The following is a 25,818-nucleotide window of genomic DNA, read 5'->3' as shown; positions in this document are numbered from 1 at the left end:
CGAATTCCTATTTCTCCTGCTTTAGATCCTCTGGCAGCTTGTATTCCCCTTTACTTCGGGAGATCTCGCTAACCGTTGGCGAATCTAGTGGTCCTTTGACCGAATAATTAACCTGCGTAACAACCTCAACAACCGGAGAGATAACCGTCGTCACTGCCAAAACGACCAACGCGGTTTGGGGTGTCACAGCAAAGGCGGTGATAATTGGAATACCCGAGGTCATATCCGGTGTGAAACTCACTTCTGCATCCACAGTTTGTGTCGGCAGCTCAGCCAAGCCTTTGATCGTCATTTCACCTGCAACGGCATCCATCATGATGTCATTGGTCACAAACACACCGTCACGAACCTTACCGGTACCTGTGATGGAGTTGAATGCCATACCTTTATCAAACACATCGGTAAAATCGAGCTGCATCTTGCGTATGATTGAGTCTAAACTGAACAGGCCTAATAATCGAGCAGCGCCACTGACATCTGAGATAACCCCTTTCCCAAGTTTGGTGTCCATCTCGCCGTTCACGGTACTAAGGCGCATTGACCAAGGCGCACCTTCCCAATCTAACTTAGCGTCCATCTCAAATGGTGCACGCTGAATACCAGAGGTGATGCCAAATCGCTCCATTAGGTCGCTGTTGTTCTCACCCTTGACCTTAAAGTTCACCTTAGTCTTATTCTGGTCACCGGACACCAGCCAACTGCCGTCGATATTAACCTGGTTGGTTCCGCTAGATAGGTTGAGCTTGTTCCAAACGAGCTTGTTGCCGGAGCGTTCCACATCCATATCCACTTTGCCCACTTTATAGCCTTGGAACCAAAAGTTATCGATCGTTAGTTGTGTATCAGGCAATACGTCAAATAGTGAGCGCTCAAAGTCGGTCACTAATGGTGCTTGTGGGTTATCTTGCGTGATGATCGATTCATCTTCTTCAGCAAGCACATCGAGCTCTGGAACATAGACGTGCAGACGATTAAGCGCTAAGTGCAGCTCGTTATTGTCGCTATAACTCGCTTCCCCTTTCGCCTCTTGGCTATCTAAAGAGAACTGCCAGCCCCCTTTCTTATATCTAGCATCGAAGTCCACATCGTGCCATTCGATGCCACCTAAAGTCAGTTCCTTCGCCTCAACGGTTGCTCTTCTTGGCAACGGAAGTTCTGGCTTAGGTAAATCATCAAGTACCGCTTTTTTATCGCTCGGCGGCTCTTTGAACACTTCACTCCATTGGTCGAGATTCAATTTATCCGAGCGTACTTGCACGTAGTGACCAACAATCGGGCTAATCTTAAAGCCGCCCTCACCAAGTACTAAATTCGTCGCTTCTAAAACAGGGACGTCTTTAGTGATATCAATTTCTGTCTGATACTTAACGGACGGCAACTGCAGTCGAGCAGAGATGCTTTCTTGATTTCCCGATGCCTGAAGTCGTGCCTTACCCTTTTCTCCGAAAGCCTTGCTAAGCGGATAGGGATACTGGCTAGCAATGGTCGTTAGGTTGGCATCGAGATCCAATTGATAAGTAAAGCCAACGTCATTGAGCTGAATATCAACATCCAAATGCCAAGGTGAGTGTCCTGCTAATCGGCTAACCACTTTATCACCGATATATGGCTCTAATGGCGCCGTTTTCCAATCACCCACGGCATCAATGTTCACCGCATAGCCCTTGCCCGCATTCTGACCTTGGAAATCAAGGTTGATTGGCTGATCGAGTAAGTTTGCCGACAATCCTGTTGCTTTGACCACATCATTATCGAACTCAACTCGACCAGACACCTGTTCTAACGTCATGGGTGGTGCATCGATTTCGACATGGTTATTACTCAGCTCAGCAAAACCCCACGCTCGTGATGGCGTGCTATCGCCTGAAAACGGAATGTAAAGCTGGAAATCGGCATTGACATCACCACTCACCTGCACGGCCGTCAGCGCCGCACCGACTGAGTCGACTAATGGCGATGCCGTCATATAATCGCGTACCGCACTGCCTTTGCCTTTCGCTTTCGCTTCAATCTCTAGGTGGCCATCTCCGCTAAGCACAGGAATACGACCTGTGATGCGTTGCCCCTTAACGTTCATTAGAGTTGCAGCACGAGAATCTAGGTGCATGCTTTCATTTTGGAACAGCAGATCGAGTTGCAAGTCTGTAAGCGGCGGCCAATTGGTATCAAAACTAAACTTCGCATCTCTCAAGCCGACAAAAGCTTGGAACATACCGTTGTTTTCTCGGTACGGGAAATCAGACAATCTGCCATACCAAAGCAGTTTTGAGGTGTTTACGCGACCCGCTTGAATGGCAGCAGACAAGTAATCCGTCAGGCTTTGCCCCATCGCCAGCGTTGGGAGATAACGCCAGACTTCACCGGCATTGTACAAGTCTGCTTCAGCGTAAAAAGATAGAAATGGGCTGTCGTCTTTCGGAAAGTCGAGCCTAAATGCACCAAGCACCTGAAGATCGGGCGTTGCCGCCGTCACTTTATCTGACCAGAGTGACCAACCTTGCTCACCATGGTTCTCCCAATGGATATCAACAAGACCTTGTTTGATATTCAGCGGCGCTTGGAACACATCACCGTATGGGAATCTGTCATCAATCACTGATACGCGAGCATAAGCTCGCTCAGTATTACCGCGAACCTGACCAGAAACCTGCGAAAAGCCAGGCAACAGAGCCCATTGTGACATGGATACTTGCTGCAACTTGGCCGAGTATTTCAGTGAACCCTCACCATCAAGTTGGGAGACACGTATGTCCTCAATACGACCACCAGGGTTCAGCTTAGTTAGCCAGTCATTTAGAGCTTCATTGTTACTCAATGTGGTTAATGGCTTAAGTGCATTAACGTCCAATTGAGAGACATTCACCTGCCACTGATTATCACGATTCCAATCCACCGCGACATCGAGCTCTGGCCAAGCAATATCATCGGTTCGAGCGTTGACTTGGTGAACATTCAGTTGCCAACCAGATTCAGAGGGCAATAGGTGCAATACCGCCGACTCGACAATGAGATCATGCTGCGTGTTAGCTTTTGACCACGAGAGTTCTGAGGGCAATACTTCAAGATACGCTTCTTTTGCTTTGCTCCCCTCAAGCTTTAACCAAGCTCGTGAACTGACTGACCCCGTTTCGATGCCAGTTTGCTCTCTTTGCTCTTTTGACAACCATGGCGTCAATGACATCTGCTCGACAGAGACATAAAAATCGCCACTGACACTCGTTAAAGAACCATTATCAACAAAGTCGGCACGCACCTCGAGCGCATTGAGGTTCACATCGGCAATCGATACCACCCCCTGCGCAAGGTGGCGACGCTGTTCATTGCGCCATTGAAGATTTTCGATTTCAAGTTGACGCGCTTCGCCCGAGATCGAGGTGTAATGAATGCTTGAGTTAGCGACGGTAAAGCGGTCCAATTGACGTAGCAACAAGTTGTCGAGTCGCTGAATTAACTGCTCGCCACTTTTGGCTGGCGTTTTATCTTGCTCTGAATCCGTACTCTCCGTTGCTTTTAGCAAATCCACCGAACGAACATCAAGCACCATGTCATTGATGACCATGTCGGCAAGTACAGGTTGCTGCTGCAATAGGGTTTGTATGAGGTCAAATTCTAGTTCTAGGTTCGCCACCTTGAACTCAGTTTCAGGGCTATCAGGCAGGCCAACGGAGACCCCTTGAAGTGAGATGGAGGGGTGGGTATTTCGCCAAAAACCGCGAACATCTTTAAGCGAGACGTTAAGTCCGGTCCCTTGATTGATCCAAGTGACAATCTCAGGCTGGATTTTATTGAGTTGTGGCAAGCCCACACGCAGCACTGTGACCGTGGAGGCAAGCAGCACCAACACGGTCAGTAAAAGCCAAAGAAATAGGCGCACGATTTGATTAACGCGAGGACTCACAAACTTCTCATCACATCATAACAACGTCAAATTGTTCTTGAATATACAAAGGCTCTGCTTGAATACGCACTTGCTTACCAATAAAGACTTCAAGCTCAGCTAGCGCATGTGACTCATCACCCTCAAGCGCATCCGCCACAGCTGGCGCGGCATAAACCACAAAGTTGTCAGCATCGTAAGCACGGTTAACGCGCGTGATTTCTCTTAGGATCTCGTAACAGACTGTCTCGACCGTCTTCACTGAACCACGCCCCTCACATGTTGGACAACCACTGCACAGGACATGTTCAATACTTTCGCGTGTGCGCTTACGAGTCATCTCAACTAAACCAAGCTGAGTAAAGCCATTGATGTTGGTCTTTACTCGGTCTTTGGCTAGTGCGGCTTCCAATGACGTCAAAACACGCTGACGGTGCTCATCAAGCCCCATATCAATGAAATCGATAATAATGATGCCACCAAGGTTGCGAAGTCGCAGCTGACGAGCAATGGCTTGCGTCGCTTCAACATTAGTATTGAAGATGGTCTCTTCTAGATTGCGCCTTCCTACAAATGCACCCGTGTTGATATCCACCGTGGTCATGGCTTCGGTCTGGTCGATGATCAGGTAGCCACCAGATTTAAGATCGACTTTGCGTTCCAGTGAGCGCTGAATCTCATTCTCAGTGTCAAACATATCGAAGATAGGCTTATCACCTTCGTACAGCTCGAGCAAAGATTCCAGCTCAGGTACGAACTCACTAGTGAACTCTTTTAGGCTCTCGTAGATAAGGCGAGAGTCGACTTGAATGCGGGTGATCTCTGTGCCGACAAAATCACGCAAGATACGATGAGCTAAGCCCAATTCACCATATAACGTCGAGCGTGTTTTGTATTTAGTGCGGCGCTCGTTAATTTTGAGCCAAAGTCGCTTTAGAAAAGCAGCATCTTGGGCAAGCTCTTTTTCATTAGCACCCTCTGCTGCTGTGCGGATAATAAAGCCACCATTTTCATCGCAATACTCGGCGACAACCTGCTTGAGACGTAAACGCTCTTCTTCACTCTCAATACGCTGAGATACGCCAACATGACTGGCTCCCGGCATAAAGACTAAATAACGAGATGGTAGGGTAATGTCGGTAGTGAGACGTGCGCCTTTGGTACCCAGCGGGTCTTTAACGACTTGCACAACAATATCCTGCCCCTGGCGAACCAGCTCAGAAATATCGCGAACTTGGAATTGTTTTTTCTCGTTCTCGGCAACACACTCAGTGTGAGGAACGATATCAGAGGCGTGCAAGAAAGCCGCTTTTTCTAGGCCAATGTCGACGAACGCCGCCTGCATACCCGGTAAAACGCGACTTACTTTACCCTTGTAGATATTACCAACGATGCCACGCTTTGCTTCACGCTCAATATGGACTTCTTGTAGAATTCCACTTTCAATCATCGCAACTCTTGTTTCACTAGGAGTTACGTTTATCAACAGCTCTGCACTCATGAGCGCACCTCAATATTTTTAATTATTTATAAATTCTTGCAAGAGCTGGTCAGTTTCATACAGTGGCAGTCCCATAACAGCGTAATAACTGCCCTCGATACGAGTGACAAAACGCCCACCTAATCCTTGGATACCATAACTGCCAGCTTTATCTTTTGGTTCGCCGCTTTGCCAGTATTGTTCTATTTCTTGTTCGCTAAGGGGTTTGAACCACACATCGGTCGTCACAACCACCGATGCTTGCTTTAATTTGTTTACTACACTGACCGCTGTCAGTACTTGGTGTTTTCGGCCAGACATGCTGCTGAGCATAGCTCTAGAGTGACTGAAATCACTCGGTTTCTCTAATACCGTCTCGTCAAGCACGACGACCGTATCTGAGCCCACAACAACACTATTGGGCTTGCTTAATGCTAACCCGGCTTGCGCTTTTTCTAGTGATAGGCGCTCAACATATTGCTCAGGTGACTCACTCACCTGCTTTTGCTCTTCAATGTCTGGGCTGACAATCGAAAAATCGTAACCCAACTGAGTCAGTAATTCACGGCGCCTTGGTGACGTCGACGCCAATACAATATTCAAAGAGAGAGCCCTATCTAACATGCCAATGCCTTCTTACACGGCGCAGCAGTAAAAACATCCATGGCCAAAGTATACAGTTAATCAGACCGCTCCACAGCGACATCGGATTAAAAGTCACGTCTTGGATCAAATACTCACCGAAAAAGATGCACACCTCGAGCACCATAGAAAGCAATGCCATGATGGTGGCCTGCTGCCATAGCGCCATGTTTCTGAGTACTAAGAAGTTTAACGCTATGACGTAGACGACTATCGACATCATCATACCGCGGATACCTAGCGTAGAACCGACAAGCAGATCCCAGACTAACCCGACAAACAGTGCGGTACCTACATTGACACGATGCGGCAAGGCCAGCACCCAATATCCAAGTACTAAAAACAGCCATGAAGGACGAATGAAATCCAATACGCCAGGCCAAGGGATAGTTTGCAGAACGAGTGCGACCAACAACGATGTGCCAATCACCATATGACTGCGAAAAGAACTGTTAGCCATGATTGTGTGTTAATCCTTTATTCTGCATTGAGGATATCTTCCACTTCTTGCTGCTGCCTGTCGTTATTTGGCCAGATCAGCAGTAGGTAACGTAAGCGGTCAAAATCTACTACAGGCTCCGCGACGATATTGGCGAACTCTCGGCGATTGTCACGTTGAACCGATTTGACATGCGCTACTGGGTACCCTTCAGGATAGATGCCACCAAGACCAGAGGTGACGAGTAGATCGTCAGGCTGAATATCCGTACTGGTTGGAATGTGTTCCAACTGGATTTCGTCAATGGATCCGTTACCTGAACCAATAACACGAATGTCATTTCGGATAACTTGAACTGGAATCGCGCTGTTCGAATCCGTGAGCAACATAATTCGGCTGTTGTGAGCACCGACAAAGGTGACCTGACCGACAATACCGTTCTCATTGATCACCGGCTGACCTTCATAAACGCCGTCAATGCGACCTTTATCGATCACCACTTGATGGCGATACGGAGAGGTATCGACTGCCATTACTTCGGTCACCACCTTCTTCTCGTCTCGGACAAATGATGAGCCCAGAAGCTCTCTAAAGCGTTGGTTTTCTTCACGATATTGGTCAAGCAAAATCAAATCGCTTTTCAAGCGAAGCACCTCTCGTTTGAGGTTAATGTTTTGCTCTGCCAAGCCCTGACGAGTGTTTAAGCGTTCATAAACGCCGTCAAACATCGAACGAGGAAGGTTAGCTGCATATTGAATCGGTGCCACGGCACTGTTCAACAAGTAGCGAAAATTTGAGAATGTGTCTAAACGACTATCAGCCAGCATTAAGCCGGCTGACAATGTAACAGCAAGAAATAACCGAAGTTGTAAAGAAGGACCTCGACCAAATATTGGTTTCATGTACGCATAACCTTGATGTGGACTCTAGTTTTAGTGCCACACCAAAACTAGAGAGAAACCATTATTCTTCTGTAAATAGATCGCCACCGTGCATGTCGATCATTTCTAGCGCTTTACCGCCACCACGAGCCACACACGTTAGTGGATCTTCAGCGATAACAACTGGGATACCCGTCTCTTCTGTCAGCAGGCGGTCAAGGTCACGAAGCAATGCACCGCCACCTGTTAGTACCATACCATTTTCAGAGATGTCCGATGCTAGCTCTGGTGGACATTGCTCTAGCGCAACCATCACAGCAGATACGATACCCGTTAGTGGCTCTTGAAGCGCCTCTAGGATCTCGTTTGAGTTTAAGCTAAAGCTACGTGGCACACCCTCTGCAAGGTTACGACCACGAACCTCGATCTCTTCAACAGTATCACCTGGATACGCAGAGCCAATCTCGTGTTTGATCTTTTCAGCCGTAGCTTCACCAATCAAGCTACCGTAGTTACGGCGAACGTAGTTGATGATCGCTTCGTCGAAACGGTCACCACCGATACGAACAGACGATGAATAAACAACGCCGTTTAGCGAGATAACCGCAACTTCAGTCGTACCACCACCGATATCGACCACCATTGAACCCGTCGGCTCAGAAACGCGAAGACCAGCACCAATTGCCGCCGCCATTGGCTCATCAATTAGGTAAACTTCACGCGCACCCGCACCCAGTGCCGATTCGCGAATCGCACGACGTTCAACTTGAGTAGAACCACAAGGGACACAGACAAGTACACGCGGGCTTGGCTTAAGTACGCTGTTGTCATGCACTTGCTTGATGAAGTGCTGAAGCATTTTCTCAGTCACGTAGAAGTCAGCGATTACGCCATCTTTCATCGGACGAATGGCAGAAATGTTACCAGGTGTACGACCTAGCATCTGTTTCGCTGCATGACCGACGGCCGCAACGCTCTTTGCTGAACCCGCACGGTCTTGACGGATCGCTACAACAGAAGGCTCGTCTAGGACGATACCCTGTCCTTTTACATAAATCAGTGTGTTGGCAGTACCTAAATCAATCGATAGGTCGTTAGAAAACATGCCACGCAGTTTTTTAAACATATTCTTCGCTCGTCCTGCAAGAATTAGAAGACAAAAATTGCACTAAATGTACCAATGCCGCGCCATCACAGCAAGGCATTGAAGCAGAAACATTGGAGGAAACCCCCATTTTCTTACAGTTTCCTTACTTAACGCAAAAAATTCACAGGATTTATTGGCGAGTTAACCATGTTTACCACCCATCAGGTGGTGGTAGTAATCCTTTTGGAAGTGTTCTGTCGGCTCCCACAAGGTTCCTTCATATTTCTACTTGGTCGAACTAGCAGCTTGCGAACGACTCGATTACTTCGATTGATCGCTAAAACCTCATGCCCAAACACTTTGAAAAAACCCGCTAATCGAGAGCCGTTCAAAAGTACACTTCAACTGGCATCCCCTGGATCAGCTTTTCACGAGGTGGAACAGGAGCATCAATAGTCAGAAACACTTCTAGCAATGCTTTTTGTCCCTCAAAAGGTTTGCTTAATTGAATAGGAAGCTTAGAGGCAAGTTCAGTAGGGCTAGAGACATGAGCGTTCAATTTAATCCCATTAGGTAGCTTAATAGTTACTTTCCGATCCAATAGGGCCTTATCACTGTGCTTAGCGTCCAAATACGCTACCACCTTAACCTGACCTGTATTTGGAGCAATTGTTACTACAGGCATGTTCGATACCAACCTTTGCCCTCTCTCGGCCAATACATCGATAACATAACCGTCAAACGGCGCAGATATTAACAACTCTCGTTGATGACTCAATTTTAAGCTCAAATCCTGCTTTAAACTTCGGATGATGTTGGCAACGTCACCAACATGGGTTTCATCTTCAGCATCTCTTCTCGCTAACTCAAAATCTAGCGAGGCCCTTGATTTCATAGTCTGCGCTGAGTAATAGTTATTTAAAATTGAGGCATAGTCTCCGGTACTCACCAATCCCTCTTTGTTAAGCTTTTCAAACTCTGCTTTTATTTTGGCAATCTCTTGAAGGTTACGTTCAGCTTGCCTTTCAGTTTCGGCGTAGGTGCTACTTATACCGAACCCTCGCTGCGCTGAGTAAGCCTCAAGCCCCCTTATTTCTTTCTGCAAAAACGCGATTTCATCCTCCAAAACGGTGTTTCGGAGCTGGACGATAAATTGCCCTTGAAAGAACGAATCACCGACATTGAGCAACATGCCTTCAAGAACGCTATCTCTGGGCACATTTAACGATATAGGCTCATAAGTCACGATTCCTTGGGCTATGGTAAATACTCGGGGTTTGAGTAAATAGTAGCCAACCAGTACAATGGGTAACGTCACTACCATCAACAATGCAAACCAGCGAAGTCTATAGCCGCTGCGCTTTGCCTCTCCGTAGGCTACCTGGATACCTTTTTCTTTTTGAGGCTCTTTTTGTTTACTCATTTGAAACTTAACTTTCAAAACTTCCTTCCTCTCTTCAATACCCACCAAGGTGCCATGCTTGATTCCTCATGCGAGCGCCGCACAGTTTCATTGAGAATCGAAAATGCTGTAACGAAACGAGCAAATATTGCATACAGTGGATAAAGCAACAACCAACCACACAATGCTAAATCAGTTTTTTTACGTTCAGAAATTAAGGCAACATACACAGAGAATTTCAATACAACAAACATGAGATATATACCATAGACGATAACAGATACCGAAATGGAAAATAGAATCGGATACGACACGAACATATAAATCGTAAACATAGTAATGAACAGTGGCAGCACAACATTTTGAAGCACGCCATATATGAGGGTATAAAAGAACACTTTCCAACCTAGAAGAGAAGGGGTCAGGCCTTTAATATGTTTCCTCATGTAAAGAAACAGCAGATCACCATCCCATCGTAAACGTTGAAGTACAAAGTTTCTCATCGTATCTGGAGCATCAGTGTGCCCAACTGCAAGTGGTGTAAAAGCCAACCTAGTTTGTTTATATCTACTCTTGTACTGCTTAAGTCGCATAGTTAGATCAAGGTCCTCTGCAGTATGAGTATCCCATCCACCAACGCGCTTTAACTGTGCCTTTCTAAATGCGCCAAATGCACCAGAGATATTATTAAGCAATCCAAACTCACTAGTTCCGGTTTTACCTCCTTGCATAGACATCATATATTCGAGTGCCTGCATCCTAGTTAGGATATTTTTATCCCAGTTTCTTACGCGTAATGCACCACCACTAGCGATAACTCTGGGGTCAACAAACTCCCTCATCATCTTCAGTGCCATGTCATTATCAAAAGAGGTATCTCCATCCACATTAATGACAATATCATGCTTCGCTTTGTACAAGCCGGAGTTTAGTGTTGACACCCTCCCGCCTCTCTGCCATTTGGGTATTACACGTACAACCCGTCCTCTTGTATGAGCGTAACGCTTTTGTGAATCCATGGCCGCTTTATAAGTATCTGAATTTTGAACTGCCCCATCAACGACAACCAAAATTTCTATATTACCCGGGTAGATCTGCTCTACCAGTGTACTGACCGTGACCTCTATTCCTTTTCCCTCTCCATAACAGGTAATGATAAAACTGATATTGGGAGTATGCGTAGTAATCGGCTTTTTATTCTTCCAGTGCCACCTAAAAATACCAATGACAACCAATAGTATAAGTGGCAGCTCTATTGTTAAAATAACGGGAAGAAAGGCCACTAGTAGTCCGGTATTGGCGAGAACCTGCGAGACTATAGACTTACTTATAATAATTATCGACTCAATCATTGAGTTCTGACACCCTTTCTCGAAGCCACCTTGATACTTCTTTCATATTATGACTAGGCAATATCCAACTATTTACAGTTAATGCTAGTAGCTCAGTATCAATCTTATCTGCAAAGCCCTGAACTCTATTCTGAATAATAGATACGAAGTTTGAATCACAATGAGGCAGTAAAACAAAAACCACATCATCGGAGAACTGACAGCTAAGATCCGTCGTGCGAAATAAGGAATCTAGCTGTTCAGAAAAGTTGCTAACAAACTCTATAAAAGCGATGTCTCCATGCTTTTCAATATAAGAAGGTACGTTATGTATCTTGATCCCAATTAATAGGTCTTGGTGTTTGTGTCGAATCGACAATTGGTTCTTCCAACCAAGTGCTGCTTCGAATACTTCTGATGTTACTGTACCACTGAGTAACACGCTTCGCCTGGACTCAATGTTTTGGTCAAGAAGGTAGCGCTGGAGATTTTCTCCAGATTTGAAGCTGTAAAAGCTTTTAGCGCTTAAGTCGCTGGTCGCATTAACATGATCGCATGACATGCAACTGGCAACAACTTCAGGCTCAACAAACTCTTGATAGCAGCTGTTGCAGTTGTATAACTCTAATGGTCGATCATAATCAACACCAATGTGCTTAAGCTCAGTGTGACACTTTGGACAACTCATTGAGCGTCTTGATAAAAACGCCTTCGAATCATCGACGTGGCCACAGGTAAAGCAATGCAAGGCGTCAAATGTCTCTATATCAATAGAGCGACAAGAGGGGCAGGTATCAACGAAGTTTAAGTGACCAGAATGACATGACTGACAGTAACGGACTCTATCAATACATCTTTTCTTTTCAATTAAATCCGCTTCCAGTAAACGATGAATATAGCGAAAGGGGGTATGCTCTTGATTGTGGTAGATATCGAGCAAAGGATAGCGGTATATGTCATGATGGTTTATGAATTTGATTGGCCGAATTTGACGTGATTCATCTAACCATAAGTAAGCAAGCAATTTATCTTTAGGGTTTTCGGCAACTCGATGCAGCTTTGCAAACTGGGTGTGTTTGCTATCATCTTCAATCCAGTCAGAATCGACTGTACCATCAGATAAGCTAACGCTAAGAGTTGACTCATTGCAGACAAAGATACGCCAACTCCACCCCACATCTGACTGATGTATTTTTTTTAGCAGCTCATCTAACTCTTCACCATATTTGTTAATAACTACGACAACCCCGAGCTGAGACAGAAGAACATCATCTAGATTTACTAGCTCTGTCTCAATTTTCGCGTCCCTTAATATTTCTGGAACATTACCGATTATCTGAATAGTCATATATCACCGTTCTTGCTAACAACCGATCGTTCTCACCCAGTGTAACGATCGCGAGAGGCAGTTTAGTATGCGAAGAGATGCTTTAATAGGCTTTTCGAAACCTAGCTATGCAAGAGAGCGAGCACCTCTTAGCTAACACCTCTTAACAAGCCGAGCTTTTAGCTGCGGATCACATATTTATAGTGGCTTTAGCATTTACTACTGTCAAATTAAAGAAGTAAGGACACTGTAGTCAATTTCTTACATAAAACCCAGCTAGAGTGATGAGGCTTAAACACGCTTTCAAACCAACAGGCTAGTTACCAAATCAATTGCCATTACTTATAGTTAAGTTCGCTTCCAGCGATTACGTCGTCCTGGCTTGATCTGTGTTGCTTTCGCTTGCGCTTCTGGCAGCAACTGAGTCTCAGCAGCGAAATAACGCCCCTGCCCCCCAGTAACGCCCAGATCTATCAATGTGTGCCACTCTTTCTTAGTTTCCACACCAACCGCAATCACCTTGGTTGGGGCATCACCACACGCACCAACCATACTTCGCACGAAGAGCTGGTTTTCATCTCGCTGATCAATGCGTTTCACTAGGCTGCGATGCAATTTGAGGTAATCGACTTTTAAATCTTTTATGTAGTGCGTGCTGACAATTGAACGTCCGGCCTGCCCTACGATCACGGTGCACCCGAGACCAGAGAGCATTTTAACCACAGGGCGAATATAGTCGAGATGCTGCACTAAGCGAGCCTCTGAGAACTCAAAGCTCAATTGCTTTCTGACGCCAACCGGTAGTTGCAGCAATTCATCTCTGAACCACTTGAAGTAGTTCTTGTTGGCAAACGGCACCACGTAGACATTAATCGAAACGGGTAACGTAATCTGGCCTTGCTTGATACTTCTAAATAGCTTGCCCAGTACTGCTCTATCAAAGTTTGCCTCATAACCGACTTGAAGCAGAGCCGAGTGGAACCGGGATGCCTTCACCGTTCCTCTCTCTGGATCATCGATTCTGGCAAACAGCTCCTTGTGAATCGTATTCAGCTCTTTGCCTTTCTCGTACAGATAGCAAGGCTGAGCATAGATCAACAAGTTCTCTGGCAACAAGGCTTTATCGAATAAGGTTCTCCAGCGGACGCTACCACGCTCATCAAACGGTTGAGCCTGCTTTTGGAATCGACTCCAGTTATTGACTCGCTGCAGTTGAGCGCTCTTAAGAGCCGTTTCCGCCTCTTCCATGATGCGTCCTCGACGCTCCCCTTCGGAGTACATGCTCACCCCGATATGACACCAATTATCTTCATCAAGAGGCGCAGGCGGCGGTGCCTTCTCCATTTGGCGAATACACTGGCTCGCCAAATTCGCAACGTCTTTACTGCTTTGATGTGGAATAAATATGGCAAAGTCTGCATCGTAGTAACGAGAGAATATGGCATCTGGGTATTTTTGAATCGACTGAGACAATACCTCGCCGACCTCAATTAAGAAGTCATCGGCAGCGGACTTACTCAACTTTTCCTGCGCCTGTTCCCAGTCCTCAATACGGAATAAGATGACACCACCCTGGGCGCCACTTTCTTGCAAAGCTGACTCTAGCTTGCTATCAAAAAGCATCCGATTGGCGCTGCCAGTCAATGGGTCGAGGAAGGTTTGAGTCCTGATGAAGGTATCAAAACGACTACGCTCTTGGCGCGCATCCTGAAGCTCTTCAATTAAGATATCCAGCGCTTCACTGGCGGTGTATGGCCACTCTCGCTCATCACCTTTAGCGTATTGTTCAACACGCCCACCGAGGATCATACGCCCGCGCTCTTCGAGAAGCTCAGAGCCGACTAACTGCTGCCGCAGCCATTTCACGCCTTGCATTAAGCAAAATACAATCAAGCCAAATGCCAGCGTCACCGACCACATGGCTTCTATCGAATAGCGAACATCTAAATAAGGGGGTAAGGCGACAAATTCTACGCGGTAGCCTTCATTTCTCTCGAGTTCAAAGCTTTGTTTGTAGACAATGGTTCTGTCTATGGTTGGTGAGGTGTTCTTATATCGGTAGACAATACCGGCTGATGAGAGTAGCTGCATCTCTATGATATTACTTGCCTGAAGCATTTTGGGCATCCAGCGCTGCATCATGTACGCAGCATCTGGGTCTTCAAGCTCTTTATCTATCACCTTAACAATCCCTGCTAAGTGGTGATTTAAGTACTCTTGTCCCATTCGCTTAATCGACAAAGTGCCACCGACAAAGAGAATAAAAACCGCACTCATCACGATCACCGTGACAAAAGCGACCAAGCGCGTGCTCAGCTTGAGAGTGGGAGTTTGCCTCATAGGTTGTCAAAGTCCTTTTTGAACAGAGAAATAGCCAGCTATATTAATGTTTGTTATATCAAATTTAACCAAAACCTTTAAGTAACAGGCTATGGCAAGGTTCTAAGAAACACAAAAAAACCGCGATGATCATCGCGGCTTCTTATGTTCAATACCATCAGTGCTACATACTGATCTCACCAAACCTCGATTTAGAACGGAAACCGCGACAATAATCCAAGCCGTTGATGATGGGTGGGTGAGTAAAAACCACCAATAACAAGGCCCACAGAATAAAAGCATCAATGGTCACCCTTTTAAAAATCAAGCAAAAAGACAAAAAACTTTATTTAAAGCGTTATCTAAACATCTACTGTTAGTAAATCAAGTATTTTAAGTTCATATAAGCTAGAGGGGTAACTATGTTAAATCTGTTACTTTGTTTCATCTTCCCACATGTCTTCAATCTTTGAAGATACTGGGGTATAAACGGTTACAAACTTCCACGCATGTTCTACATACTCAGGGAAATCAATCGCCCATTTAGGGCTTGGAGGCTCGTAATTTTCGTCATAAAGATTAAATACATCCTCCTCAAAGTGTTGCTGTATAAGCTCTATGGCTATCTCTTCGATATTGTCACTATCACTAAGCTGAACACCTTTCTTAATGGCTAATGCAGGAACTTCAAGCGTTACGTAACCGAAACCTTTGTTTTTTATGGCAACCCCATATTCGAAGCATCTACTGGCTTTAGCTTCTGATTCAAGCTTGCGACGTAGTGCAGCATCGATTATTTGTTTCGCCACTCGAAGATTTGCACTTGACCCTTTTTCAACTAGCCAATCTATAGAATCAAAATCATTCATTTTCATTTACCTTGTTCTAATCGATGTAGTAGCTCAACAAGATTGACAGCAGAAACATCATCCCACCGCAGGTAGCTATCTAACGAACTAGTACCAGAATCCTTTCCTAACACCGCCCTACAAATAATTTGATGATCCGCAGATGCAGATACCCAGACCTTACCACTCTGTTGACAAAAATAAGTTGAACCATTGAGTTCATCTTTCTGAATCCGTTTTTTCCACGTATCTACATTTTGAGTTGATATTCTTAAGCTCATAAGATGTTGGTTAACCAAGGACTATTGATACAATAATTACCCTTGAAGCATAAGCTTGTCAAAGCCCGCTAACTTAAGTGTGAGGTGGCAGGAATAGACACTGATGGGATACTTAGATTACTAAGCGTGAGATCCAACTGTAATGTTATTGTCGGTGGAACAACTAAGATCGAAACTCTGACAATAATTTTTGTCACTTTTTGGGGTGTAAGCACTATTTCTGCTGAAAAAAATTTGGACAAAAGCTTCTTACAACTTCACGGTATTGGTTCACTTTCGGATAAGGTTAGATAGGGAAAAAGTAAAGACCTGACCTTTCTTTATGAGATTACTTCACTGTATATACAATCTCACCATCATTCTCACTGAAGGAAAGTAAACCTTTTGAAACAGCCCTTGAACAAACCTTTCTCGCTCTCCAGCTTCCCCACAGTAAATTTCGCTGAACGTTTGCTACATTAAAATATTTGCTCAATTTATTCTCTTGCAGAAGCTCTACAAGCAGTAAGTCGTCATTACTCTTAACCGTTTCAATTGAGTTCTGTACCAACTGATTGTTTACCGCATAACTATAACTGCCAGAAGAGGGATGATTCAGAAAACAAACTTCAATTTCTTCTGGGATTATTGGCAAATTATCAGCCAATTCCTTACCAAGAACTATGATGATTTGCGGTTCAAGCCTTTGAATTACTTCTTGAAATGCCATCTCTGACTTCTTCCACATTTCACTAGAAGGTCTAATTCTTGCTTCTTCACCAACAATAGCTTGTACATAGTTGTAAAAACTAACGTTTTCCCACAAAGCATATCGCTCATGTTCGTTAAGATAGTCTGAGCAATCATAGTTGAGCAATGTTTTAGCGATTTTTGTAAAAAAGGCTAATCGGTTTTCCTGTCCCCACATTTTCACTACATCAATAGTGTAATCTTCATACTCATCTTCTGGTGAACCATAGTGAGATTCACCAAGAACTAAGATTCTTGCACCGAAGTTGTTTGTCGTGTAGTTACGTCCAACCCAAGGTTTAAAAACGATATATCCCATTATATTTCCCTACTGATTTTACAAAATACTCCCTATAGGGGTTGGGAACCTAGTCTGGGGCGGATGAAATCTTGACTTTAATCACACGATACAACTATTCCCAAGGTATATTTCCGTGTTTATCTCTGAAAGTGAAAGCAATAGCGTGATAAATGACAGGATCTTTTAGTTCCCAATGACGGTATGCAGCAGCTACACCAGATGCTAAACCTCTATTATTACCATACGCTGCGCCTTTATCATCTAAAATAGCATTCAGCGCAGTAAGGCTAATCGTGATTTTCTTTGAGTAAAGAGCAATTGCCAGCTCACCGATAAAATCGTAAATCTCTGTTTTTGCCATTGTTATTCCTTTTATTGATTAGAAAGCCATTCTGTCCAATTCTTCCTTTAGCGTAATTGAGTCGGTGAGGCTTTTCTTCAGTTATCTTTTAGCAAATTTTTAATTAAACCACCAAGGCAAACCTTCCGCTTGAGAGCGATATTCCCTTTGCGCACTGCTGTCTCGACTGAAGCCTGTGTTCCCATAACCACGAGTTGTTGTTTTGGGCGAGTAGCTCCTGTGTAGAGAAGAGTTTGATCGATCATATGACTGGCTTCTTCAGGTAAGGTCATAATCGTGGTTGTCCACTGTGACCCTTGGCTTTTATGAACAGTAATTGCATACGCTAATTCAAGCTTTTCTAAGAGTTCGATTGTGAGTGGTATCAAGCCGCTATCTAACATCAAAGAACCCACTGAGCCGTCTTCAAAAACCGTGTCGAACACTTCGCTAATGTAGCCCAAGTCTCCATTGCGAACGTCCAATGCATAGTCATTTTGATTAACCATCACAGGATCACCTTCTAACAGCCACTGTCCCTTAGTATTACGCCACTCAAAATGAGGAATAAGCGGATTCTTCACTAACTTACGATTCCCACCTACACGTTCCTGGAAATCAGAGTTAATGCTGTCTATACCGAGTATTCCCTTACGCACTGGCGATAACAGAACAGTATTATCTCTTCCTCCCGCCTGACACCAAAGGTCATAAGCCCTATCCAGAGTCATCTCTGTTTCCAGACTTGCATCTTCACTCTCTGACAATAGCCTGTTTGTTAGTGGCAATTGAAAGATTTCACTATTCCTGATTGCAGTCGCAAAGCGATAAATACCTGACTCCGAAGCCTGTCTCTTCACTTGCGAAAGCTTAAATGTTGGCAAGGGCATATGAGACTTAGTTAAACTATGAAACACTAACCCAGCACCAATAGGTGGTAGCTGCGCTACATCACCGACAAATAAAATGCGCGTAGCTTCAGGCAAGATTCCACACAGCCGATACATTGAGAAAATATCGATCATTGATGCTTCATCGATAATAAGAAGAATATGCTCTGGCAATCGCTTCTTACCTTCTCCCAAGTGGTCAGAAATCAATTTCGCAATAGTGCAAGCTTCATACCCTGTACTCTCGGACATACGCTGAGAAGCTCGCCCACTTAGAGCAACCTGCTTTATGGTAATCCCATCAGCGACGGCTCGATAAACAGCCAGAACAGCCTGAAGAATCGTCGTTTTTCCAGTACCAGCTCCACCTGAAATACAAGTAACTGGGGCAAAAACTGCACCAATTACCGCCTCTCGTTGCTCTTCTGTCAGCTCAAACGGCAGAGTATTCTCGAATTGAGATAAAGCGTCGCGAACATTTGTTTCAGTAACTAATCGTTCCCATATAGCTAAGAGTGACCCTTCGCCCCGTTTTCTATTAATTTTGTCAGTGATCGTTCGAGCAACTTTGTCTTCGATTAGTGCGCTTCCTATCGGAACTAATCCTTTATCGCCCACTCTGACTAACATGTTGTGTTCTAAGGCGACATCAACGATGGATTTCAAAGCTTTCTTGCGTCTTATGAGCTTAAAAGCAGCAGCCCCCAAGGCTTCTTCGTGAACAACAATATCTCCCGTTTTAAGAGTCAAATTTGCAGCAGCCTGTTCAGCAACAGCACAAAGCACTTGGGGGCTATCGAGGCTCATATCCAACGACTCAGCCAAAGCCAGAGCTTCTTTCCATGTTGCGCCCAGCGCCAATAGTAGAAAAGGGTTTTGTTTGACCGTTTGAATAGCTTTAGGCCCAAACACTTCGATCATTCTTCGGCCAAGGTGCGGATTCATATTTGCCTTCTGAACCCATTCAATCGCTTCCATCATTTGACGATCAGGCCAGTGGTGGACAAGTGAATAGGCCCGTTGTTTATCCACGCCTTTTATCAAACAAAGCCGTTCGATGTCTTTGTCGAGGATAATTTGCTCAATATTCTCGGTACGAGCGACTCTACTTGCTATGACACTGCCTACACCTTCGACGTTCTTAGCCAAATAGAAAGCCAACACTTCTCCAGAAAGCCTTTTAAACAAAGCACTTTTAGCGACTAGCAGATCTTCTGTATGACGCCATCCTTCAATTTCATACGTCTGACTGGTCAACTCTCCTTGAACCTCCCAAAGAGTGCCAACTTTCACCTCAGAAAAAACGTTTTTGGGAAAACTAATGGCTAAAGTTCTAGTTCTCGGCACTTGGGAGCCATCAGGCGAGACAGCTATCGCTGTCGCCTGATGAAATTGACGAATGTTCGTTACTTGGACTGTCATCAATCCCATCCAGACAACTCCCCATAATTACGAACCACCGCAGCTTCTCGCGACTTCTGAATACCTAGTTCTTGACGTAACTCTTGGTTCTCAGACCTGAGCGAAGCAAGTTCAGATTTAAGAGGACTTAATTCAGCCTTAACTTCAGCCAATTCTTTCCTCAACCTACTCACTTCCGCTGAATTCTGATTAGAGCGCCTCTCCGCTCTCTCACGCGCATCTTTATGAGAAGCAATGGATTCATTAGACTCCCCATACCAACGCCTCTCTGCTTCAACTAGAAGCTCTCTGAGCTTAGGGTTTCCATTGACACTTAGTTGAGACCGCTTCAACACACCTTCATCAATAAGATTTGCTCGGTTAACCTTATCTCCATTACGGTACTCTCCGAAGTCATTCAACTCGTCCCGTTCAGCAATCCAGCTTATAAGGCGGTTAATCGTTTCTTGTGCTTTCAATTGACTCATAGCGGCCTTCCTCAAGCATCCCTGTCTGTTTGAGGAAGGGGTTCATTAATCTTTTGCTGTAGCTTGGACATATCTACATTGGGCATTTGAGATAGGTTGTATTGCCAGCGAATAAATGTCTCTTTCCAGATTTTTTCTTTCACGGAATGCTCTGCTTTCAGGTGCTCAATTTGCCCCTTGAGTTCAGCATTTTCCTTAAGAAGAGCATCAATGGTGACGTCCCCAGTCTCAGTCATCACTTGAGGTTTATCTTTCAGCGCCTGCTTTCGACGCTTAAAAGCCTGCTTGATCCCATCGTCTCCCATAAGAGTAAATGTCGATATTGAGTCGCGATTTAGGCGCTTGGCAAGCGTATCTGCAAACGCAGGCCAAGTGAGTTTACCCGACCATTTTGCTAGCACGTCCTCTACGATTGGAAGCTCTTTGTCTGTAATAATCTTCTTTTTCATGCCTCACCTCCAAACAGTGCTAGTAGTTCGTTCTGAGTACGATCAATCACACTTTGGCTAACGGAATCCTGAACATTAATATCGACTTTCAAACCGTTTTCGATGAGAGCTATTTGTGTCTCAGTGGGATCTAACTCTTTCGGAATTCGAATTACGGTTCCTTCTGGAATATTTCCGTCTTCATACATTTTGATCACAGTGCGTGTGATCGCTAATCGTCTACCATTGAATTTCAGCCAAGCTTCAGCTCCATATTCACCGCGACGGCAAGCGTCTACCGATATTTCAAACTCTTTGGTTTGGGCTACTTCTAGTTTTCGAAGTCGTTCCAAGCTTTTAGGCAGCCCTTTAATGCAGGCATGATCTTTACAGGCCACGCAATCACCCGCTTTTGTACATGGAGCCATCGTCCAATCGTGCTCACATACTCCCCACCCTGTAGGTTGCGCTGCTCCAACACGATTCCTATTCCCTAACATTTCATACGTAATTGGTACACCCACCTTCACTGCTTCAATGGCTCTTAATCCATTGTCTTTAGAGAGACTCAGAACACTATCTTTAGGGATATTGAGAACTGCACGAGCAGTCGTTTCCCTCTCTTCAGGTGTACGCAAATCATATGCTTTGTTGTCTTGAATTCGTATGCGACCTGCAAACATCGCGAGATCCAGAGAGTCCATTTCTCCGCGCTCAGCCATTGTAGATAACCATGTTCGAATTTGGTGAGTAGAAATAGCGATTGGAGATCCATCTTCATTGCGGATATTCAATTTTTCAAATATTGAATCTTTAACTTCTATTCGGCTATCAGAAGATCCTAAAGCAGTATTGAACTCATTTACGCTCGGAGTAACCCAGCTATACTCTTTAGCCATGAAATCTTTATGAAATTCATTATCTCTCAAAAGACATAGTGCTTTGCTAACGTGAGCGTCAACCTCTTCTATATTTGGCCATTTAGGGTACTGCTTGGAATACTTTTTCACTGAATATTCAGCAAGATCGCTATAGGTGATTTGAGTCTTATCTTTTATCAAGTTCAAGAACCATTTAGGACTACTCAACGCAAGTGCCATTTCCTGAACATCCATCGTATCAGATGAGAACCGATTGCTTGGAGTCAGTCCCATGGCTGCACATAGTTCTGCATAACTCAGAGGATCGTTTTCTCCGTGGTTCAAACTGGTAATGCACTCTGAATGACGAAAGAATTTGTTGGGATGTTCAATTGCCCAAGCCGCTGCCTCTCGCGCTGGCTTACCAAGCTCTGTGAGTCGAGCAACGGCCTCTCTCACGGTCTGCTCTAACTTAGGATGAACTGGCTTGGGGATTGTCCCTCCGCCCTTAGCTGCTTTCCATCGTAGGTTTAAAACTACAGTTTCTTTCTCTTCGACTTCACCCGTATCTGGATTTTGAGTGGTCTCAATAGCAGTGGTCTCGAATAGACAGTCCGTGGTCAGAAAATACAGCTCACCAGCGCGGCTTGGCGCAAACATAAGTAAAACAGCACAGCTCGACCAATAAACTTCATAGGGCTTCTTTGCCTTGGTAAACGCATCAGCTAAAGCAGCCAATTCATGACTTTCGAGTAAGCGCTCTTCTTGCCAATCCCGATCATCTTTTGACGTTCCTTCGGCACGATCTTTTTGCCTAGGCCACGGACTTTTCTTCCAAGGGGTGTGGCGCAAACATATTCTATTATCTTTTAACCATTTAAAGAGCTTTTTCATATGACCGCCAGTGCCATAGCGAGCCTGTGGCGTCAGTCGAGCTTCTACAGATTCTCTAGCCTTAGTAATTGTAGGTTCATCAAGTAACAGTATGTCAGCAATGCCATGAACTTCCTTCAATCCACAATATGTTGCTTTGAGCGCCCGCATCATATGACTAGGAGCAATTTCCTTTATACTCTGTTGCTCTCGAACATATGCACGAGCAAAATCTAAGAAAGGCTGTTCAAATGGTTTGCCATCACCCTTTCCAGCAGAAGACTCATATTCTGTAAATTGCATACCAAGGTTCTTAGCTGTTTTCCAGTTAACTGACTTAAAACCACCTTGCTCTTCATACAGTGTTAGCTCGAATTTAGCTCGGTCTGTAAAAGCTTTGAGGTTCTGTTCACAGGTGAGTTCTTTTCTGGATTTAAAAGGAATGACACTCATGCAGCCCCCTCATTCATCGCTTGAATTTTATTATCACAAGCTTTCATAATTGCAGCGACATGAACAATCGCTAGGTCATAGGACTGAAGAACTAAATCACTAGCACCATTCTCTCGGCGGTCTTCCATTTCCTCAGTTAAATCAACCAAAAGCTCATCCCATGGCGCATGTAAAAGCGGCTGAAAACGAGCACATGACACACATATTTTGACGCCACTATCACAAGCACTACCAGCACAGTTTCCGACATGCTTCATTCCACTAATGTGTCTTCTGCTCGCAGGATCCCCCGAATGAACAGCTTCTGACTCATCAGTTATCAGACGGTCTTCAAACATTGCAGCTAAAAAGCTCATAGCTTCATTCATTTTGGCAAAAATTCGAAGAGCTAGTTCTGGGGTATACCCAGTATAAACACCTATATTCTGGGTATCTTCGTGATCTAACAGGTAAGCAAGCTGAACCCCACTAATACCGTGACGAACTAAATTGGTTGCGCGAGTGCGGCGACAACGAGTGGGTGTGAAGTGAATAGTGTCACCAGTTCGCTCTGAGATTGCACTGCATTTTCTGCTAACAACTCTGGTTAAATCTGATGAACCCTGTACATTCATGTGAAGTTTCGCAGGCTCATCTTTTAGAGAACTACGAAACTCATCTACAGTACAAATCTCATCGAATTGCTCTTCTTTACCAACAAAAAGAGGCAATTCTGTAAGATCTGCTTTCGTCAATTTGGGCAATTTTTTCTTCGCCAGACTCTGAACTTGCTCTGCTAAGTTAATCAAAATTAGAAACAAATCTTCAGTAATATTGAGTGAGCGAAAGCTCTTACGAAAGCCACCATCTTCACCACGTTTTTTGGCTCTAGGCACAGAAACAGAGTAGATTTGTTTTCCTTTGACGACTTCAACATTGAGATCACGGATCCGTAACTGGCGAAGTTGAATCGGACGTCGTGCCGTCTGATAGCAAATCATGAACCATGCGTATTCACGTAGGGTTAGCTGCTCAGTTAAGAATGCATTAGCTGCCCAACTCATAAGTAATTGCTGCTCGGTAACAGTCCAAGGCCCAGAGTGGGGACAGCTATGTAAGACAGCCTTACCTTTAACATTCCCATGAAGCTTGAGACTATCTAAGAATGGCGTTATGCCTTTTTGAACGCCAGGATACTCCCAGTCAATCCAGTTGCGGAGTAACGCACGAATAGTGCCCAACTTATACTCGTCTTCTCTAGAAAGACTTCCTTTCAAGTTCAAAATCTGAATTTCAGTGATTTCACCACCTGTGTAGTGCTCTGATTGCAAGAAAAACGAGCGAATATAGTGAAGACAGTTTCTAGCATAATATGGTGATACTTCTTCCGCCATTCTAGCTAGAGTTAACCGCAAACCCATTTCAACATCACTTGACACTGAATCTGGCAAGAGGTGAAAAGTCATTTCAATTTCATGGCTGACTTTCCATTTGTCGGATGAGACATTGAACGGATAACCTTCCTTAGACACGCGCACTTGTTTTTCATGTTTAGGGAGTTTAAATGCGACAGCAGCGCTCATAGTTTTTTGTCCTTTTCTACATTATCAGTAAGCTCATAAGCAACTCCCAAAACACTAGGGATAAGCCTCTTAAGCTCTTCTTCTGAAATCTCCGACTCGCCTTTACCAATAGATTTCCGCATCTTCGCCGCCTCATCCTTCATCAAAGCCATACTAATTTTTTCGGCGGACTCTTTTGTATGCCGAAGGTTGTAAACTTCAGCAGATTTCTGATTACTATGCCCCATTAGGTACATGCGTATCTGTATCTCTTTCTTTTCAGATATAATGTCATCCATTCGACCTTCCTCACGCGCTAAACGGTTATTTATATCGATAATTCTGGAAATTAAATTGTTTCGGTTATGTCGATATGCGTGAGCACCAGCCAACTTATCTACCTTGATACCTTCCGCTTCTATAAACGAAGCCAGACCTTTATCACGAGCAATCTTCAATAGTAGCTTGGAGCATTGCTTGATACTCAACGGTTGCCCGACAGTATTCTTACTAGAAACAAACAAGAAACCATGGCTTTGACTTGCGGGAAGCGCTTGTACCATATGTCTCCTTTCTCTTGTCACGTAATCGCGCAACAAATCGGTCAGCTCCAGAGATATTGGTAGATCGCGTTCCAGTGTTTTGGCATTTGGTTCAAGCCCCCTCCAAATGTCCTCAGGATCATCATGACGACGAACTATTGAAATGGTTTGCGCCGCGAAATTTACATCAGCAACTTTTAACTGAAGTAGTTCTCCCACACGCATACCAGTGTCATACAGCACTCTGATAATTAGATAGTTTCTTTCGCGAACTAAAGCTGTAAAAGGGTTATCGATACATTCAGGCTCAGCAATTCGCATAATCTCTTCAAAAACTTCGGGCGGTGGTGCCTTCTTGTCAGGATCATTTCGTTTTGCACGAGCGCCTTGTCGTTTTGGCCGCTGTTTAATTATCACTTGCTTAACTTTTTCAGCAGCATCTAGGTAATAAGCGTAATGGGGGTAATGGCGTAGACCTACATCTACGATAAAGTGGAGAAATTCAGCTACGACCTTCAGGCGATGGCGGTGTAGCTTCACTCCTACTACCTCATCTGGAACCACAGATGAAGGTAACTGTGCTCTCATAGAAATTACGTTGCTTTCAGTTTTCTGCGTATGCTTACGCCGTACAGCTTTCGTCTGAAGTTTGCAATGGTGAGCTAGAGATCTAGCTTCAAGCGTTGAAAGGAATTCAGGCAGTGAAAATTGGCTTGCTGGAGCCGTTTCATCTGCATCCGCAATACTAACAACCTTTTCAAAGAAAGGTTGCTCCTGCATTTCATCCCAAAGTAGGAAATGAACGAGAACATTCGAAATGTTCCTCATTGTCTCTTGAGTTGACCCTCTATAGTGAGTTGTAAGGAACAAAGTCGTCCAGAAATCAGGTACACCATTAACATCCGATAAACAGGAGAAACGCTCTCCGTTTTGAAAAATGAGTTGTTCTCGATGAAGTTCCATACCACCACCATAAATCAAGTTTTATTTATTGTAGTTAGGTGGCAAACTTAAATCAAGTTTATTTTTTAATCAGAAAACAAAAAAGCCCCGTAAAA

The 25,818-nt window shown here is 44.5% G+C and carries 19 protein-coding genes; all 19 read right to left on the bottom strand.

The features are described from left to right. Positions 1 to 7: 7 nt before the first annotated feature. The 19 genes from AC6I8U_RS02565 to AC6I8U_RS02475 all read right to left on the bottom strand — a co-directional run bounded on the left by AC6I8U_RS02565 (position 8) and on the right by AC6I8U_RS02475 (position 25,723). Positions 8 to 3,898, bottom strand: a complete 3,891-nt coding sequence (locus tag AC6I8U_RS02565; RefSeq protein WP_498017672.1) for a YhdP family protein — start codon at positions 3,896 to 3,898, stop codon at positions 8 to 10. A 10-nt stretch (positions 3,899 to 3,908) separates the two neighbouring features. Then, a complete protein-coding gene (gene rng / locus AC6I8U_RS02560; RefSeq protein WP_252012485.1) occupies positions 3,909 to 5,378 on the bottom strand; it encodes a ribonuclease G in 1,470 nt (489 codons plus the stop codon). A gap of 18 nt (positions 5,379 to 5,396) precedes the next feature. Next, on the bottom strand, positions 5,397 to 5,981 hold the full coding sequence (locus tag AC6I8U_RS02555) for a Maf family protein (protein WP_498017671.1): 585 nt from the start codon (positions 5,979 to 5,981) through the stop codon (positions 5,397 to 5,399). After that, a complete protein-coding gene (mreD, locus tag AC6I8U_RS02550) occupies positions 5,971 to 6,459 on the bottom strand; it encodes a rod shape-determining protein MreD (protein ID WP_042496399.1) in 489 nt (162 codons plus the stop codon). The genes AC6I8U_RS02555 and mreD overlap by 11 nt, the downstream gene beginning before the upstream one ends. A gap of 17 nt (positions 6,460 to 6,476) precedes the next feature. Next, positions 6,477 to 7,340: a rod shape-determining protein MreC gene (gene mreC / locus AC6I8U_RS02545; protein ID WP_042473408.1), complete on the bottom strand. Its 864-nt coding sequence runs from the start codon at positions 7,338 to 7,340 to the stop codon at positions 6,477 to 6,479. 61 nt (positions 7,341 to 7,401) lie between these two features. After that, complete coding sequence (locus tag AC6I8U_RS02540) at positions 7,402 to 8,445, bottom strand: rod shape-determining protein (RefSeq protein WP_042473407.1); 1,044 nt, start codon at positions 8,443 to 8,445, stop codon at positions 7,402 to 7,404. Between the two features lie 349 nt (positions 8,446 to 8,794). Then, on the bottom strand, positions 8,795 to 9,847 hold the full coding sequence (locus AC6I8U_RS02535; protein ID WP_498017670.1) for an HlyD family secretion protein: 1,053 nt from the start codon (positions 9,845 to 9,847) through the stop codon (positions 8,795 to 8,797). Beyond that, entirely contained in the window at positions 9,844 to 11,160 is a 1,317-nt protein-coding gene (locus tag AC6I8U_RS02530) for a glycosyltransferase family 2 protein (protein WP_498017669.1), read from the bottom strand. The genes AC6I8U_RS02535 and AC6I8U_RS02530 overlap by 4 nt, the downstream gene beginning before the upstream one ends. Further along, on the bottom strand, positions 11,153 to 12,487 hold the full coding sequence (locus tag AC6I8U_RS02525; protein ID WP_498017668.1) for a TackOD1 domain-containing metal-binding protein: 1,335 nt from the start codon (positions 12,485 to 12,487) through the stop codon (positions 11,153 to 11,155). Before AC6I8U_RS02525 ends, AC6I8U_RS02530 begins: the two co-directional genes overlap by 8 nt. Before the next feature lie 327 nt (positions 12,488 to 12,814). Further along, positions 12,815 to 14,806 carry an RNase E specificity factor CsrD gene (csrD, locus tag AC6I8U_RS02520; protein WP_498017667.1) on the bottom strand — a complete coding sequence of 664 codons (1,992 nt, stop codon included), beginning with the start codon at positions 14,804 to 14,806 and terminating at the stop codon, positions 12,815 to 12,817. Between the two features lie 413 nt (positions 14,807 to 15,219). Beyond that, a complete protein-coding gene (locus AC6I8U_RS02515; RefSeq protein ID WP_498017666.1) occupies positions 15,220 to 15,654 on the bottom strand; it encodes a hypothetical protein in 435 nt (144 codons plus the stop codon). A 588-nt stretch (positions 15,655 to 16,242) separates the two neighbouring features. Further along, positions 16,243 to 16,962 carry a hypothetical protein gene (locus AC6I8U_RS02510; RefSeq protein ID WP_498017665.1) on the bottom strand — a complete coding sequence of 240 codons (720 nt, stop codon included), beginning with the start codon at positions 16,960 to 16,962 and terminating at the stop codon, positions 16,243 to 16,245. A 94-nt stretch (positions 16,963 to 17,056) separates the two neighbouring features. Beyond that, complete coding sequence (locus tag AC6I8U_RS02505) at positions 17,057 to 17,305, bottom strand: hypothetical protein (RefSeq protein WP_498017664.1); 249 nt, start codon at positions 17,303 to 17,305, stop codon at positions 17,057 to 17,059. A gap of 77 nt (positions 17,306 to 17,382) precedes the next feature. Next, positions 17,383 to 19,605 (bottom strand): AAA family ATPase, encoded by a 2,223-nt coding sequence (locus tag AC6I8U_RS02500; protein ID WP_498017663.1) that lies wholly within the window; start codon positions 19,603 to 19,605, stop codon positions 17,383 to 17,385. Continuing rightward, positions 19,596 to 20,063 carry an MreC domain-containing protein gene (locus tag AC6I8U_RS02495; protein ID WP_301875715.1) on the bottom strand — a complete coding sequence of 156 codons (468 nt, stop codon included), beginning with the start codon at positions 20,061 to 20,063 and terminating at the stop codon, positions 19,596 to 19,598. The genes AC6I8U_RS02500 and AC6I8U_RS02495 overlap by 10 nt, the downstream gene beginning before the upstream one ends. A gap of 11 nt (positions 20,064 to 20,074) precedes the next feature. After that, positions 20,075 to 20,512: a hypothetical protein gene (locus tag AC6I8U_RS02490; RefSeq protein ID WP_498017662.1), complete on the bottom strand. Its 438-nt coding sequence runs from the start codon at positions 20,510 to 20,512 to the stop codon at positions 20,075 to 20,077. After that, positions 20,509 to 22,677: a hypothetical protein gene (locus AC6I8U_RS02485; RefSeq protein WP_498017661.1), complete on the bottom strand. Its 2,169-nt coding sequence runs from the start codon at positions 22,675 to 22,677 to the stop codon at positions 20,509 to 20,511. Before AC6I8U_RS02485 ends, AC6I8U_RS02490 begins: the two co-directional genes overlap by 4 nt. Then, positions 22,674 to 24,239, bottom strand: a complete 1,566-nt coding sequence (locus AC6I8U_RS02480) for a site-specific integrase (protein ID WP_498017660.1) — start codon at positions 24,237 to 24,239, stop codon at positions 22,674 to 22,676. Before AC6I8U_RS02480 ends, AC6I8U_RS02485 begins: the two co-directional genes overlap by 4 nt. Further along, entirely contained in the window at positions 24,236 to 25,723 is a 1,488-nt protein-coding gene (locus AC6I8U_RS02475) for a tyrosine-type recombinase/integrase (protein ID WP_498017659.1), read from the bottom strand. Before AC6I8U_RS02475 ends, AC6I8U_RS02480 begins: the two co-directional genes overlap by 4 nt. Between the last annotated feature and the right edge of the window lie 95 nt (positions 25,724 to 25,818).

The sequence above is a fragment of the Vibrio sp. KUL80 genome, assembly GCF_059725495.1.
Note: the sequence above shows the minus strand (reverse complement) of the source record. Positions and strands in the feature narration are given on the sequence as shown.

Coding starts and splice junctions, on each gene's coding strand:
- AC6I8U_RS02495 (WP_301875715.1), bottom strand. CDS start 20,063: ATGAGTCAATTGAAAGCACAAGAAACGATTAACCGCCTTATAAGCTGG.
- AC6I8U_RS02510 (WP_498017665.1), bottom strand. CDS start 16,962: ATGGGATATATCGTTTTTAAACCTTGGGTTGGACGTAACTACACGACA.
- mreC (WP_042473408.1), bottom strand. CDS start 7,340: ATGAAACCAATATTTGGTCGAGGTCCTTCTTTACAACTTCGGTTATTT.
- AC6I8U_RS02490 (WP_498017662.1), bottom strand. CDS start 20,512: ATGAAAAAGAAGATTATTACAGACAAAGAGCTTCCAATCGTAGAGGAC.
- AC6I8U_RS02555 (WP_498017671.1), bottom strand. CDS start 5,981: ATGTTAGATAGGGCTCTCTCTTTGAATATTGTATTGGCGTCGACGTCA.
- mreD (WP_042496399.1), bottom strand. CDS start 6,459: ATGGCTAACAGTTCTTTTCGCAGTCATATGGTGATTGGCACATCGTTG.
- rng (WP_252012485.1), bottom strand. CDS start 5,378: ATGAGTGCAGAGCTGTTGATAAACGTAACTCCTAGTGAAACAAGAGTT.
- AC6I8U_RS02540 (WP_042473407.1), bottom strand. CDS start 8,445: ATGTTTAAAAAACTGCGTGGCATGTTTTCTAACGACCTATCGATTGAT.
- AC6I8U_RS02500 (WP_498017663.1), bottom strand. CDS start 19,605: ATGGGATTGATGACAGTCCAAGTAACGAACATTCGTCAATTTCATCAG.
- AC6I8U_RS02515 (WP_498017666.1), bottom strand. CDS start 15,654: ATGAATGATTTTGATTCTATAGATTGGCTAGTTGAAAAAGGGTCAAGT.
- AC6I8U_RS02485 (WP_498017661.1), bottom strand. CDS start 22,677: ATGAGTGTCATTCCTTTTAAATCCAGAAAAGAACTCACCTGTGAACAG.
- AC6I8U_RS02475 (WP_498017659.1), bottom strand. CDS start 25,723: ATGGAACTTCATCGAGAACAACTCATTTTTCAAAACGGAGAGCGTTTC.
- AC6I8U_RS02525 (WP_498017668.1), bottom strand. CDS start 12,487: ATGACTATTCAGATAATCGGTAATGTTCCAGAAATATTAAGGGACGCG.
- AC6I8U_RS02505 (WP_498017664.1), bottom strand. CDS start 17,305: ATGGCAAAAACAGAGATTTACGATTTTATCGGTGAGCTGGCAATTGCT.
- csrD (WP_498017667.1), bottom strand. CDS start 14,806: ATGAGGCAAACTCCCACTCTCAAGCTGAGCACGCGCTTGGTCGCTTTT.
- AC6I8U_RS02530 (WP_498017669.1), bottom strand. CDS start 11,160: ATGATTGAGTCGATAATTATTATAAGTAAGTCTATAGTCTCGCAGGTT.
- AC6I8U_RS02480 (WP_498017660.1), bottom strand. CDS start 24,239: ATGAGCGCTGCTGTCGCATTTAAACTCCCTAAACATGAAAAACAAGTG.